Raw genomic sequence first — 12805 nt, 5'->3', positions numbered from 1 at the left:
AAGGTCACAATATGAAGGTCACTGGGGCCCGTCAGGACCGTTTTCTGTGCCAACCGCCGCGTGATTTACTCGGGGCGCTTTTGTTTGGTCCGGATCGCGGCTTGGTCAAGGCCCGCTCCGCCGCCCTAATTTCGACCTTGGCTCCCGATGTGGACCCCGCCTTTGGCGCGACGGTTCTCACCTCTGATGACCTGATCACCGATCCCGCGCGCTTGATGGATGAAATGAGCGCGATGAGCCTGTTAGGCGGAACGCGCTTAGTCCGGTTGCGGCTTGATCATGAACGGTCCGGCGCGGCTATCGCCAAAATTATCAAGCAGATCGACGCAGAACCAATGCGTGTCGAAGCCAAACTGGTGATCGAAGCGGGCGATCTCTCGACCCGATCCGCCATTCGTAAAGCCGCAGAAGCGGCTAAGCATATTGCCGCATTGGGCTGTTACCCACTTGGCCTGCGCGACCGCCGCCAACAAATCAAAGATAAGCTTGAGAGCCTCAGCATCGGCATATCGAATGATGCGCTCGACCTCTGGGTTCCCTTGCTCGAAGGGGATCATGCCTTGGCCGAAGGGGAAGTCGAAAAAATGGCGCTCTATAAAGGCTATGGTGCGGACAAAGGGGCCTCGGTCAGTCCGGATGACGTGCGCGCCGTTGCGGCCGGGGCGCAAGGTTCCGCCATTGACCCCATCATCCAAGATGCGTTGGCCGGACGGGTGGATAGTTTGGACTCGCGCTTTCGCCGGGCGGTTGAGGCTAAAACTAGCCCCATCGCTGTTCATTTTGCCCTGCAACGCCATATTTTACGCCTGTGTGAGGCGTCCGCGCGCATGGATCGGGGCGAAAGCGCCGTCTCTGCGACGCGCTCGCTCCGCCCGCCGATCTTTCGGATGCAAGAAGACGCATTTGTCGCCACGCTGAACCGCTGGAATGGGCGCGCGCTCCGCTCGGCTCTCACCCAATGTCAAACTGTTGAACGCGAATTGAAAAGCACCGGTGCACCCGCAGAGGCCCTGACAGAACGGTTGTTGTTCGGCCTTGCTAAATTCGCCGCCCGGCGACATGCGGCCTAAATTCTAAATATCGAGACCCCTCATGGACGCTTTAGCCAATTTCTGGACCCAAGCTCAGACTGATTTTCCTATCTTGCTGATCTTAGGCGGGAACCTTGTTTCTGCCTTGCTGATCTTCATCGCGGGTATATTCTTTGGTCGCTTTTTATCCAAACGATTGCGAAAATCCCAGTTTGGCGGATCACATTTAGACGCAACTTTGCGTCCCGTTTTGGCTTCTGTCGTGTTCTACCTTATATTGGCCATGACGCTCTATGCGGTGCTCATCAAACTTGGCGTGCCGCCGACATCCCTGTTGGCTGTTTTTGGTGGCGCAGCGCTCGCCATTGGTTTGGCGCTTCGCGACACACTGTCTAACATTGCAGCAGGCGTAATGCTATTGATCCTGCGCCCGCTCAAAGTCGGTGATTTTGTCGATATTAGCCAAAGCACACTTGGAACAGTTGAAGAAGTGGGTCTCTTCACGACCACGATCCGCAATACAGAAAATATTGCCGTCTACCTGCCCAACAGCTTGATTTGGGGCAATCGTATCCAAAATTTTGGCCGCCATGTGAACCGCAAAGCGATTATTGATATCGGCGTGGGCTATGGATCGGACTTAGAGGCTGTGCGAAAATTACTCCTCGATATCTTGGCCGGCCAAGAGGACTTGATTCCGTATCAAGACGGGGTCACGCCGGGGCATAATTCCGCCGCCTCACCGCCAGAAGTCTATGTTATGAGCTTTGGCGATAGTGCCATCAACCTGTCCTGCCGCTGCTGGCTCCCCGGGGATGGCTGGCTCATGCGGGTTACGACCTTGCGGATCGCCATTAAGCGCGCATTAGATGACGCCGGTGTCGAAATACCCTTCCCGCAACGGGTCGTGCATATGGCCAAAGCGGACGATTAATGGTGAACGTTTAGGCTTATTGTCAATCTGGCACCCTCCCACTTCGATGGGGTGGGGCAAGACCTATTTACGCGGCGTCCGCGGCCTTCAAACAGTTTCGAAACGCCGCAACCTTGTCGAGTTTCGCAACTGGCGCATAGCGCTGCGCTTGATCTGTCACGAGAATGTCGAGCGCTCTCGCGGCTTTGGTCAGCTCGGCGGGGTTTTTCTGCCACTGAGCGCCAAGCACATAATTACGCGCCTGAATACGCTTTTCGCCGCCATCTTTCCATTTTGCCCCGATCCAGACGCCCTGTTTTGGCCCCGCCCCCGTCCCTTTCGGCGCCTGTGGCAGCGACATTAGAAACTCCTCTGCATAGGGTTTCAAAGCGATCGCCTCTGCCGCGTCGGTTGCAATCAAAATGACTTGATCCACCATGTCGCGGTCCCGGATCATCTGGATTGTCGTCTCTATGTCTGACGATGTTTTAAAATCGACCTCAAGATAAATACGGTCTTTTGCAGCATCAAGCATAGCCGCTAACGTCGGCACAGGCTCTGCGGTAACCGTATTTTTCGTATTTCTTAGGCGTAGACGCGCAAAATCCTCAGGACGGGTTGAGACAACCGGTCCGGATTGATCAGTATGATAATCCCACACACCATCATGAAAAATAATCGGGGTGCCATCGCTAATGGCGGCAATATCAATCTCAGCCATCATCGTGTTGTTGGCAATTAACCGCTCCAAAGCGCTGATCGAGTTTTCAGGCTCAATATAAGCCGCCGATGTTCCCCGGTGCGCGGCAACAAGGGCCGCGTCCTTCGGCAAACATTCCATCACCGTGCGGATCGGCGGCAATGTCTCCAAACCCGCAAAAGGTGACGGCACCGGCGGTCCGGCATTGGCACATGCCGTCAAAAGGACGGCAAAAAGCGGCATAGAGAGGGCGAGGTGCTTGGCGTTCATGAGGGCGGGCTATAAGGGCGCGGTCATGACTGTCAAAACACGGTTTCAGGACGAGACAATTTTTGCCCTCTCGACGGCATCCGGACGAGCCGGTGTGGCCGTTATCCGCCTGTCCGGGCCGTCCGCGCACGCAGCAGCCTGTGCCTTAAGCCGCGCAAAAAATCTGCCTGCCCGACAGGCGACATTACGAAAACTTCAACATAATCAAGAGGTTATCGACGAAGCGCTACTCCTATACTTCCCAGGACCCCATAGTTTTACCGGTGAAGATGTGGTGGAGCTGCAATGTCACGGCTCCCACGCTGTGATCGAATCTATTTCGTCTGCGCTGTTAGACCTGGGTCTACAACAAGCCAAAGCCGGGGAATTTACCCGTCGCGCGGTTGAAAATGGCCGGATGGACCTGACAGAAGCCGAAGGTTTGATGGACCTGATTGACGCGCAAACGTCGGGTCAACGGCGACAAGCCCTGCGACAAATGGGCGGGGTCTTACGCGAAACTTATGAGGGGTGGCGCAACGGCTTACTCGATGCCTTGGCGCAAGTCGAAGGCGAGATCGACTTTGCCGATGAAGCCGATGTTCCCGACGCGCTCTCGCACGCGGCTTGGCCGCACTTGGAACAGGTCGCAAGCGACATCACGGCAGCCCTAGCCCGAGCAGAGTGCGGTCGCGCGGTCCGGACCGGCATCGACATTGCTATTATCGGCGCGCCCAATGCGGGTAAATCGACCCTTCTCAATCAATTGGTCGGTCGCGATGTCGCTATTACCTCGCACCAAGCCGGAACAACGCGCGATATTGTCGAAGTCCACATGGTTATCGCCGGAATGCCCGTGACCTTAGCGGATACGGCCGGGCTGCGTGACACACATGACGATATTGAAGCGGAAGGCGTTCGCCGCGCGCTAGCTAAGGCGAAAGATGCGCATCTTCGCATTATTCTTCATCGGGATGGGAAGACTAATGCTCCCACCCAAGACGGAGATATCGTTTTAAAGAATGTCGAAGGCGTTATAAATAACAATGAAATCAATGCACTAACAGGTTATGGAGTTGACGATCTTCTACGTCAGCTGGAGACAATCATACGGGATAGATTTACGGGCGCGGAACCCGCAGGCCTCACCCGGGCCCGGCACACAGAATGCGCCCGTCGCGCGTTAGCCGCAACACAATCCGCGCAAAACCATTTGGGTCTCGCGCCCGAACTGGTCAGCGAAGATATTCGAACCGCTTTACGTGCTATTGATGAGCTGGCGGGACGAAGCGACATTGAAGAAGTGTTTGACCGGATTTTCAGTCAATTTTGTGTCGGGAAATAACTGAGCCTCTCAACCACACGGCGAGCCACCCTGACACGTCCACTTCCCTCTGCTTATCCACAGGCCTATAGGCCCCGCATGAATGCCTATGACGTCATAATTATTGGGGGTGGCCATGCGGGTTGCGATGCCGCGAGTGCGTCTGCCCGTTTGGGTGCCAAGACCCTCCTTTTAACGCATCGTGCGGCCACGATTGGCGAAATGAGCTGTAATCCAGCGATTGGCGGACTCGGCAAAGGCCATCTGGTTCGCGAAGTCGATGCGCTAGGCGGCGTCATGGGCCGCGTCGCCGATGCGTCCGGCATACAGTTTCGACTGCTGAATCGCTCCAAAGGTCCGGCCGTTCGAGGGCCGCGCACGCAAAGCGACCGTTTTCTCTATCGCACGGCGATGCAAGCCGAGATGGCGGCCCAAGATAATCTTACGATTATTGAAGGCGCAGCCCATGATTTGATCGTGGATAATGGCCAACTTTTAGGTCTCACGACCGAAGATGGACGCGAATTTTTGTCCAATCGGATTGTTCTCACCACGGGAACTTTCCTTAAAGGCGTCATTCATATCGGGACTGACCGAACGCCAGCGGGTCGCTGGGGTGAAGCCCCCGCAGAAGGCCTATCAGATCGGCTTTACAGTATGGGGCTGAGCTTGGGTCGATTGAAGACTGGAACACCGGCACGCTTACGTAAGTCCTCCATCGACTGGTCATCGCTTGAACTTCAAGACGCCGACGCAGACCCCGTCCCGTTTAGTTTTCTGAGCGACCGGATCACTGTACCGCAAATTGCGTGTGGGATCACCCATACGAATGAAGACACGCACGCGATAATTGCTAAAAATATAAATAAATCAGCAGTTTATGGTGGGTCAATCGCCGGGCGCGGGCCGCGCTATTGCCCCGCGATCGAGGATAAGGTTGTTCGCTTTGCTGATCGGAATCGCCACCAAATTTTCCTAGAACCTGAAGGGCTTCAGGGGAATCCAGATGGCGACACAGTCTATCCCAATGGGGTCAGCTCATCCCTGCCTGAAGATGTTCAGGATGCTTTTTTACGGACTATACCGGGCTTAGAATCTGTCGAAGTCCAACGCTACGGCTATGCGATCGAATATGATTATGTCGATCCACGTGAGCTTCGTGCGACACTGGAAGTTAAATCTCTGCCGGGGCTATATCTTGCCGGACAAATCAACGGCACAACCGGATATGAAGAAGCAGCGGCTCAAGGCCTGATCGCGGGCTCGAACGCGGCTTTAGCTTCCCAAAAGCGCGCGCCGTTCATTCTGGATCGTAGCCAAGCCTATATTGGTGTGATGATCGATGATTTGATTACGAAAGGAGTGACCGAACCCTATCGTATGTTCACAAGCCGGGCGGAATATCGCCTCCTCCTTCGCGCGGATAATGCCGATATGAGACTCACACCGATGGCGATTGATCTGGGCATGGTGTCCGATCACCGAACCTCGATGTTTCACGTGAAACAACAGGAGTTTTCGGAGACCAAAGCCCTTATTGGATCGCTCTCTAAAACCCCGTCCCAGCTAAAAACCGCTGGCTTTTCAATTAATCAGGATGGGCAGGCGCGGACCGTCAAAGACTTGCTGGCCTATCCAGATATTTCGATGCCCGATCTCCTGCCAATTTTTCCAGAGCTCGAGGCATTATCACCACGAGCCCGTGAATATGCCGAAATTCATGCCACTTACGCGCATTACCTTGACAAGCAGCAGTCAGATATTGAAGCGTTTCGGCGCGACGAAGGTCTGCGCTTGCCGGACGATTTAGATTACGCCTCGATTGGCGGGTTATCGAATGAGGTGCGTGAAAAACTTCTCGCGGCCCGCCCGGTAACTTTGGGACAGGCCTCACGCATAGAAGGGGTCACGCCCGGTTCCCTTATGGCCGTCCTGGCCTTTGTTCGAAAAAGACTCGCGGCCTAATCCCATGACACCAGAACAATTTGCGGCCCAAGCGCCGATCCATCCGAATAGTCTTGAGGATTATCGGACGTGGGAAGCCTTGCTACAAAAATGGAATGCGCGGATAAATCTTGTTGCGCCAAAATCACTGCCTGACTTCTGGCAACGCCACGCCCTTGATTCAGCACAAGTTTTACCTCTCGTATCTGACTCAGCCCGGACTATTGTCGATTTCGGATCCGGCGCTGGATTTCCTGGATTGGCGATTGCCATCGAGGCGAAACATAAGGGCGCGGATCAAACCGTACACCTTATTGAGTCCGCCGGAAAAAAGGCGAGCTTCTTGAAAACTGTTTCACGTGAAACAAATCTCCCAACAGTCATCCATTCCGACCGAATAGAGGCTCTTCCGACATTGAATGCTGATGTTATCACCGCGCGTGCCTTTGCCCCCTTGCCCCGGCTCCTCCCGCTGGCGTGGCAACATCTCGCAAAAGACGGTCAGATAATTCTTCTTAAAGGGGAAGCAGTCGGCGCTGAATTATCGGAAGCCCGTAAAGACTGGGGCTTTGAGGCGCAGCAAACACCGAGCCTATCGGATGACAGCGGCTGTATTTTGACAATTTCAGGCTTAACCCCACAATAAATGTTTCACGTGAAACATAAACTCACGCGATGTTTCACATGAAACACAGTCTTTCAGCGCTATTCGATCTGGTCCAATAGACAGAGCCCACGCTTAGGCGCATTAAATCCGAGACGATTCGGGCTCCTGCCCCTAGGTTTTCCCCGTCGTGACGCCATTAAGGACAGCCATTGTGACACCTAAACGCATCATGGCGATCGTTAATCAGAAGGGCGGCGTTGGCAAAACGACGACCGCGATTAATCTTGCCGCCTCTCTGGCCGAGTTGGAACAACGCGTCCTGCTCATCGATATGGACCCGCAAGGCAACGCCTCAACAGGTTTGGGGGTCCCGCGTGATGATCGCTCTAAATCGACCTATCATGTGATGACGGAAGATTTGCCATTGGATGACGCCATCCGCCCGACCCGCGTACGCGGCCTCTACATCCTCCCAAGCCATCAAGACTTATCCGCCGCAGAGATGGAAATCGGAACAACAGAAGGCCGAACGCGTATTCTTTCGCAAAAGCTCGATGAAGCAGAGATGGGGTTTGATTACGTCCTGATCGACTGCCCACCCGCGCTAAATCTATTGACTCTCAATGCTTTAGCCGCCGCGCGGTCTATCATCGTCCCCTTGCAATGCGAGTTTTTTGCCCTTGAAGGCCTGTCACAACTACTCAAAACTGTGGAAATGGCCAAGGTTAGCATCAATCCAAAATTGGCCATCGACGGCGTCGTCTTGACAATGTTTGATAAGCGCAATCGTCTCTCTGCGCAGGTGGCCGATGATGTCCGAAGCCATCTTGGACGCGCCGTGTTTGAAACGGTGATTCCACGCAATGTCAGGATCGCCGAAGCGCCCAGTTTTGCCGAGCCTGTCACGACCTATGAGCCTGCCAGCCAAGGCGCAAAAGCCTATCGCCGTCTCGCCCGTGAAATCCTGCGTAAACACGCAGAACGTAAGAATTAATTATATATATCAGAAGGTTATATAATGTCTGGACGTAAAAAAGGATTGGGCCGTGGCCTCTCAGCGTTAATGAATGACGCTGGATTGAATGACGCGGACAGCCCAATTAAAACCGACGGAACCATCAGCGACGCCAAGACGTCGCTAGAAACAAAATCGGCCGTTCCAGACAGCGTTTCAAATCTTGTTGATGCGCCCAAAGACCCGGACTCCCCGCGCCAACAACCCAGCGTACAGAATGTCGCCATCTCCCGCCTGATGCGTAATTCGGCCCAACCGCGTAAAGTGTTTGAGCGAGACAAACTCGACGATTTGATTGCCTCAATCCAACAAACGGGCGTCTTACAGCCCATCCTCGTGCGTAAAATTGACAGCCAGTCCGCGCAAGACGGCGCTGATTTTCAGATTGTGGCCGGTGAACGTCGTTGGCGCGCCGCGATTAAAGCGGGTTTGACATCAATCCCCATCATCATCCGCGATTTATCAGATCGGGATGTACTCGAAATTGGTGTCATTGAGAATGTGCAACGCGCCGATCTCAACCCCCTGGAAGAAGCCCTCGCCTATGAACGGCTAATCAAAGAGTTCGGACGCACACAGGCCGACATCGCCACCTCAATCGGGAAAAGTCGGGTCCATGTCGCCAATACCGTACGCCTGACCGGACTTACCGAGCGCGGACGTGAGTTATTAATGGGCGGTAAAATCACGGCGGGGCACGCGCGGGCTCTATTGGTCGCAACCGATCCAGACGCGCTGGCAGAAGCCATCATCAAGAATGATTGGACTGTGCGTCAGGCGGAAAGCTGGGTCCGTGATGATAAATCGGCCCGTAACCCCAATGCGCACAAACCCGGAAAACCCGCTGATATTAAGGCTCTAGAACAACGGATACGAGACACAATCGGCTATGCCGCCGATATACGACACGGTGCTCGAGGTGGTGAAATTCGATTGAAATACAAAGACTTAGATCACATGGAAGCGCTTCTCGCGCGGATGGGATTGCTCTCATCTTAGGCTCTACCAGAAGTTAGCGCAGGCCTTCCATCCGCCTAAAAACGCGCTCCCATATATCTGATCCGCCCATCTGTTTGAGAAAAGCAGCATGCGCAGTTTTCTCCTGATCTGATAAGCGGGACGGTAGAGGGTTCGGGCGTAATTTGGCGTCGGCTTGCTTTGATGACCTACTCTGCGGGGCGTCGCCTTCAGGTTCAAAGCCAAAGGTCCGTTCCCGGCCCCCGCGTAATTCAAGATAAACGCGCGCGAGCAGCTCCGAGTCAATAATCGCACCGTGTTTATCCCGTGCGGACAGGCTTATATCGAAACGTTTACACAGCGCATCCAGCGACGCCGGGCTTCCCGGAAAGGCCGCATTCGCCATTGCCAATGTGTCAATAAAACGGTGATCCGGTATCTCGTCTCTACCCATACGGCGAAGCTCCGCATTGATGAAACCCATGTCAAACTTGGCATTGTGCGCGACAAGAGGGGAATCACCCACAAATTCCAAAAAAGCGTCTGCCCGCTCGGAGAACTTAGGCTTTCCGCGGAGGAAACCCGTCGTCAAACCGGTAATTTGAACAACTTTTTCGGGGACATCGCGTTCAGGGTCAACATAGGCATGAAATTGCTCACCCGTTGGTAACCAATCGATCAGCTCAATACAGCCAATCTCGGTGATCCGATCCGCCCCCTGACTGTCAAAGCCCGTGGTTTCCGTATCGAAAACAATTTCTCGAAGACCTGCCATGTCGGAATCCTACTGATATCGCGTCCGAATGCCAGTGTTGATCCCGGCATCATCGTGACCCACTGTGGACGGATTAACGCGCCATTATTTCTGCCAGCACCTCTTTTACCCGAGCCTGTGTCGCCTCCAGCCCCTCAGCCGTCGAAATGATAAAATCAGCGCGTTTGCGCTTCTCTGCATCTGGCATTTGTCGCACTAACAAGCTCTCAAACAAATCAACCGTCATGCCCGGCCGCGCCAACACGCGTTGACGTTGAATATCGGGCGGAGCTGTCACCACGACGGTCACATCCACCTTGGAATCCCCGCCCGTTTCAAACAAAAGAGGGATATCAAACACAACAGCATCAGCTTGTTCGGTGATAGCTTGGGCGATAAAATCGGCACGCATGTCCCCGACCCAAGGATGTACAAAACTGCTCAAAACATCGAGGTTAAGCGGGTCGGCGCGCATATGCTCCCCCAAACGTTTGCGATTGACCCCTCCGTCGATACCAATAGCGTCCGGAAAAACGGCCCGAATTAGCGGTACAGCCTGACCCCCAGGTGCATAGAGCGTATGAACAGCGGCATCCGCATCAAAAACCGGCACGCCGAGGGACTCGAACATCCCAGCCGTCGTCGATTTCCCCATGCCGATAGATCCGGTCAGACCAATAATCTTCATCAACGCTGTCCCGTCAGGAGCGCCCGCCGTAAAATATCGCTCGGATCAGAACTCGGCGCCAGTTCACCGTAAAAAAGCTGAAATGAAGGGCGCGCTTGCGCAATCAACATATTGAGACCGCCGAGCGTTTCTAAACCTCTGGCATTCGCCTCCGCTATTAGCGGGGTCACTTCCGGCGTATAAATCAAATCATAGATCAGCGTCGTTTTAGGGGCGTCTTTGAGGGACATGTCCAAGGCGGGATGGCCGCTCATCCCGGCAGCACTGGCATTAATGATCAACCCCGCGCGTTTGACCGCGAGTTTACGATTGGCCCAGGGCAGCGCATAAAATGACGGTAGACCCACTTGCGACACCAATCTTTCCGCTTTGTGGTCCGTGCGGTTTACAAGAATAATTTCCGGCAGACCCATTCCGATTAAGGCCGCGATGACAGCCCGCGCAGCCCCGCCCGCACCGACAACCAAAGCGGTCATAGATTTAAAATCTGTCTGATTCCGTAGTTGCCGCAAGGGTCCGGAAAACCCTTCTAAATCCGTATTATGCGCAATGAGTTTTCCGCGCCGAACATATAGGCAATTGGCAGCCCCAATTCGATCCGCGTCATCTGTGGTCTCATCCGCCGCTTTAAAGGCCGCAGTTTTTAGCGGAAGCGTAACGTTAACCCCTGAAATCGTTGTTTTTTTCAAAGAAGAGAATGCCTGCTCAGCCTCCCACGGTTTGACCATAAACGGGACATAAGCCCCTCGGACACCAGATTCACGCAACCAATGATTATGCAAAACGGGCGAGAGGCTATGATGGATCGGCCACCCGCACACGCCCGCTAATTTCGTCAATGGAGCCGTCACGACGCAATTGCCCCGCAATCCCGTAAATATTGCAACAACGGCAACAGGCTGAGCCCTAAGATCGAGAAAAAGTCGCCCTCAACTCTGGAAAACAATTGTGATCCTGGGCCTTCAAACCGATAAGCCCCGACACTTTTTGTCACAAGATCACCCTCACCCGATAAATATTCATCCAGAAACGCGTCAGAGAAGTCACGCATCCACAGCTTAGTCTCAGAAACATAGCGCCAGACCGGAATCCCGCCGCTGGCGACAACAACCGATCCGATGAGTTCATGGCGCTGTCCGCGCATTCTCTTTAGCCGTTCACGGGCTTCATCCAATGATGTCGGCTTGTCAAAAAGATCGCCCTGCATAACCATGACTTGATCAGCCCCAATCACAAGACCCTCTTCAAGACGCGAGACCCGCAAGGCTTTAGCTTCAGCAAGCGCGTCGGCAATATCGCGCGGTCGCGCGCCGTCATTCAACATCGCGGTTTTAATCGCCGATTCATCAACAGGTTTGACAATAACCTCAAAATCAAGACCGGCACCGGTCATAATCTCACGACGAATAGCGGAACCCGAGGCCAAAATAAGGCGGCTCATTGCATCGCTCTCTTTAGCGCCTGTTCAGGGCGGTGAAGTTTATAGAGATTGATGATCTGCGCGGCCGTCTCTTCAATGGACCGACGAGAAACATCAATGATCGGAAAACCGCGGCGAGAGAAAAGGCGTTTCGCATCGCGTACTTCATCCCGAACGGAGGTTTGATCCGTATAGTTAGACCGCCCTGTTGCGGAGAGACCTTTCAACCGATTGGTCCGGATTTCAACAATTCGGTCCGGAGACGCCACCAAACCAATCACTAAAGGGAGTTTTAACTGATCAATAATGGGCGGAAGTTGGATACCGTTTGGCGCAACAGGGACCAAAGGAATATTGCCCGTTTTATAGCCCCGGTTCGCAAGATAGATGGAAGTTGGCGTTTTCGAAGTGCGAGATATCCCGAGAAGAACAATATCCGCATCGACCAATCCTTCCATATGCTGCCCGTCATCATGGACCATGGCAAAATCAAGCGCACTAATCCGATTATAATAGGCCGCATCCAAAGTCCGCTGTGCACCCACCTCCGCCGTCGTCGTAACCCCGAGATAGCGCCCCATCATAGCCAGAGTAGAATCCAGAATAGAGACATGCGGAATATGAAGATTAGTGCAAAACTCTTCCAGACGTTTGCGTTTTTCAGGATCAACCAGCGTATATAAAACAACGCCAGGTTTGTTTTCAATCATGAGTAAAGTCCGTTCCATCTGAGAATCGGACCGAACCAAAGCATGCAAATGCTCAAGCGCCGTGGCGCTGCGGAATTGCGCCGTCGACGCTTTCATCATCCCCACGAGCGTCTCACCTGTCGAATCACTGACAAGATGGACATGGAAACATGTCGAAATATTGAGATTTCGCTCGGGCATGTTTAAAATTTTGACACGTCTTTCATTCAGAAGTCAGCGTTGTTCTAGCCCCACTTGTCCATCTCTGTCCACAAGTCGAATAGACTTCCACAGGCGGAGGACTCGAATCGGGCACGGAATCGAAACGACTCCCAATTTCATTCACGGGGCCCAAAGGTTAACTCGTAATCCCGTGAACTATGGGGATAGATCGAAGCTGGACTCATTTATCCCCAAATTACTCCCAAGCCTGATAGTTAAGTGCCATCAACTGTTTCGTCATGATACACCCAGTCTGTGGAATGGATAACAAAAGATTTCTAAATCCACAGAA

Annotated in this window: 13 protein-coding genes; 7 read left to right on the top strand and 6 right to left on the bottom strand. The window is 53.6% G+C overall.

Annotated elements, in window-relative coordinates; all coding sequences use genetic code 11:
• Positions 1 to 11 precede the first annotated feature (11 nt).
• Entirely contained in the window at positions 12 to 1070 is a 1059-nt protein-coding gene (holA, locus tag IE105_RS03680) for a DNA polymerase III subunit delta (RefSeq protein WP_189495535.1), read from the top strand.
• Between the two features lie 22 nt (positions 1071 to 1092).
• Positions 1093 to 1965, top strand: a complete 873-nt coding sequence (locus IE105_RS03675) for a mechanosensitive ion channel family protein (RefSeq protein ID WP_189495532.1) — start codon at positions 1093 to 1095, stop codon at positions 1963 to 1965.
• A gap of 67 nt (positions 1966 to 2032) precedes the next feature.
• On the opposite strand, the gene IE105_RS03670 is transcribed toward IE105_RS03675, so the two are convergent.
• On the bottom strand, positions 2033 to 2914 hold the full coding sequence (locus tag IE105_RS03670; protein ID WP_189495530.1) for a glycerophosphodiester phosphodiesterase family protein: 882 nt from the start codon (positions 2912 to 2914) through the stop codon (positions 2033 to 2035).
• Positions 2915 to 2939: 25 nt separating this feature from the next.
• On the opposite strand from IE105_RS03670, the gene mnmE reads away from it, so the two are divergent.
• From mnmE to IE105_RS03645, 5 genes are all read left to right on the top strand, one after another.
• Entirely contained in the window at positions 2940 to 4238 is a 1299-nt protein-coding gene (mnmE, locus tag IE105_RS03665) for a tRNA uridine-5-carboxymethylaminomethyl(34) synthesis GTPase MnmE (RefSeq protein ID WP_189495528.1), read from the top strand.
• A gap of 78 nt (positions 4239 to 4316) precedes the next feature.
• Positions 4317 to 6182 carry a tRNA uridine-5-carboxymethylaminomethyl(34) synthesis enzyme MnmG gene (gene mnmG / locus IE105_RS03660; protein WP_189495526.1) on the top strand — a complete coding sequence of 622 codons (1866 nt, stop codon included), beginning with the start codon at positions 4317 to 4319 and terminating at the stop codon, positions 6180 to 6182.
• Positions 6183 to 6186: 4 nt separating this feature from the next.
• Complete coding sequence (gene rsmG / locus IE105_RS03655; RefSeq protein ID WP_189495524.1) at positions 6187 to 6807, top strand: 16S rRNA (guanine(527)-N(7))-methyltransferase RsmG; 621 nt, start codon at positions 6187 to 6189, stop codon at positions 6805 to 6807.
• Between the two features lie 190 nt (positions 6808 to 6997).
• A complete protein-coding gene (locus IE105_RS03650; RefSeq protein ID WP_189495753.1) occupies positions 6998 to 7762 on the top strand; it encodes a ParA family protein in 765 nt (254 codons plus the stop codon).
• 24 nt (positions 7763 to 7786) lie between these two features.
• Positions 7787 to 8782: a ParB/RepB/Spo0J family partition protein gene (locus IE105_RS03645; RefSeq protein WP_189495521.1), complete on the top strand. Its 996-nt coding sequence runs from the start codon at positions 7787 to 7789 to the stop codon at positions 8780 to 8782.
• A 13-nt stretch (positions 8783 to 8795) separates the two neighbouring features.
• On the opposite strand, the gene dnaQ is transcribed toward IE105_RS03645, so the two are convergent.
• The 5 genes from dnaQ to IE105_RS03620 all read right to left on the bottom strand — a co-directional run bounded on the left by dnaQ (position 8796) and on the right by IE105_RS03620 (position 12492).
• On the bottom strand, positions 8796 to 9515 hold the full coding sequence (dnaQ, locus tag IE105_RS03640; protein WP_189495519.1) for a DNA polymerase III subunit epsilon: 720 nt from the start codon (positions 9513 to 9515) through the stop codon (positions 8796 to 8798).
• Between the two features lie 73 nt (positions 9516 to 9588).
• A complete protein-coding gene (gene coaE, locus IE105_RS03635; protein WP_189495517.1) occupies positions 9589 to 10182 on the bottom strand; it encodes a dephospho-CoA kinase in 594 nt (197 codons plus the stop codon).
• On the bottom strand, positions 10182 to 11033 hold the full coding sequence (gene aroE, locus IE105_RS03630) for a shikimate dehydrogenase (protein WP_189495515.1): 852 nt from the start codon (positions 11031 to 11033) through the stop codon (positions 10182 to 10184). Before aroE ends, coaE begins: the two co-directional genes overlap by 1 nt.
• On the bottom strand, positions 11030 to 11623 hold the full coding sequence (locus tag IE105_RS03625; RefSeq protein ID WP_189495513.1) for a Maf family protein: 594 nt from the start codon (positions 11621 to 11623) through the stop codon (positions 11030 to 11032). The genes aroE and IE105_RS03625 overlap by 4 nt, the downstream gene beginning before the upstream one ends.
• Complete coding sequence (locus IE105_RS03620; protein ID WP_189495512.1) at positions 11620 to 12492, bottom strand: pyruvate, water dikinase regulatory protein; 873 nt, start codon at positions 12490 to 12492, stop codon at positions 11620 to 11622. The genes IE105_RS03625 and IE105_RS03620 overlap by 4 nt, the downstream gene beginning before the upstream one ends.
• Between the last annotated feature and the right edge of the window lie 313 nt (positions 12493 to 12805).

The sequence above is a fragment of the Algimonas arctica genome, from assembly GCF_014652695.1.
GTDB lineage: Bacteria > Pseudomonadota > Alphaproteobacteria > Caulobacterales > Maricaulaceae > Litorimonas > Litorimonas arctica.
This window is presented reverse-complemented; position numbering and strand designations above follow the sequence as displayed.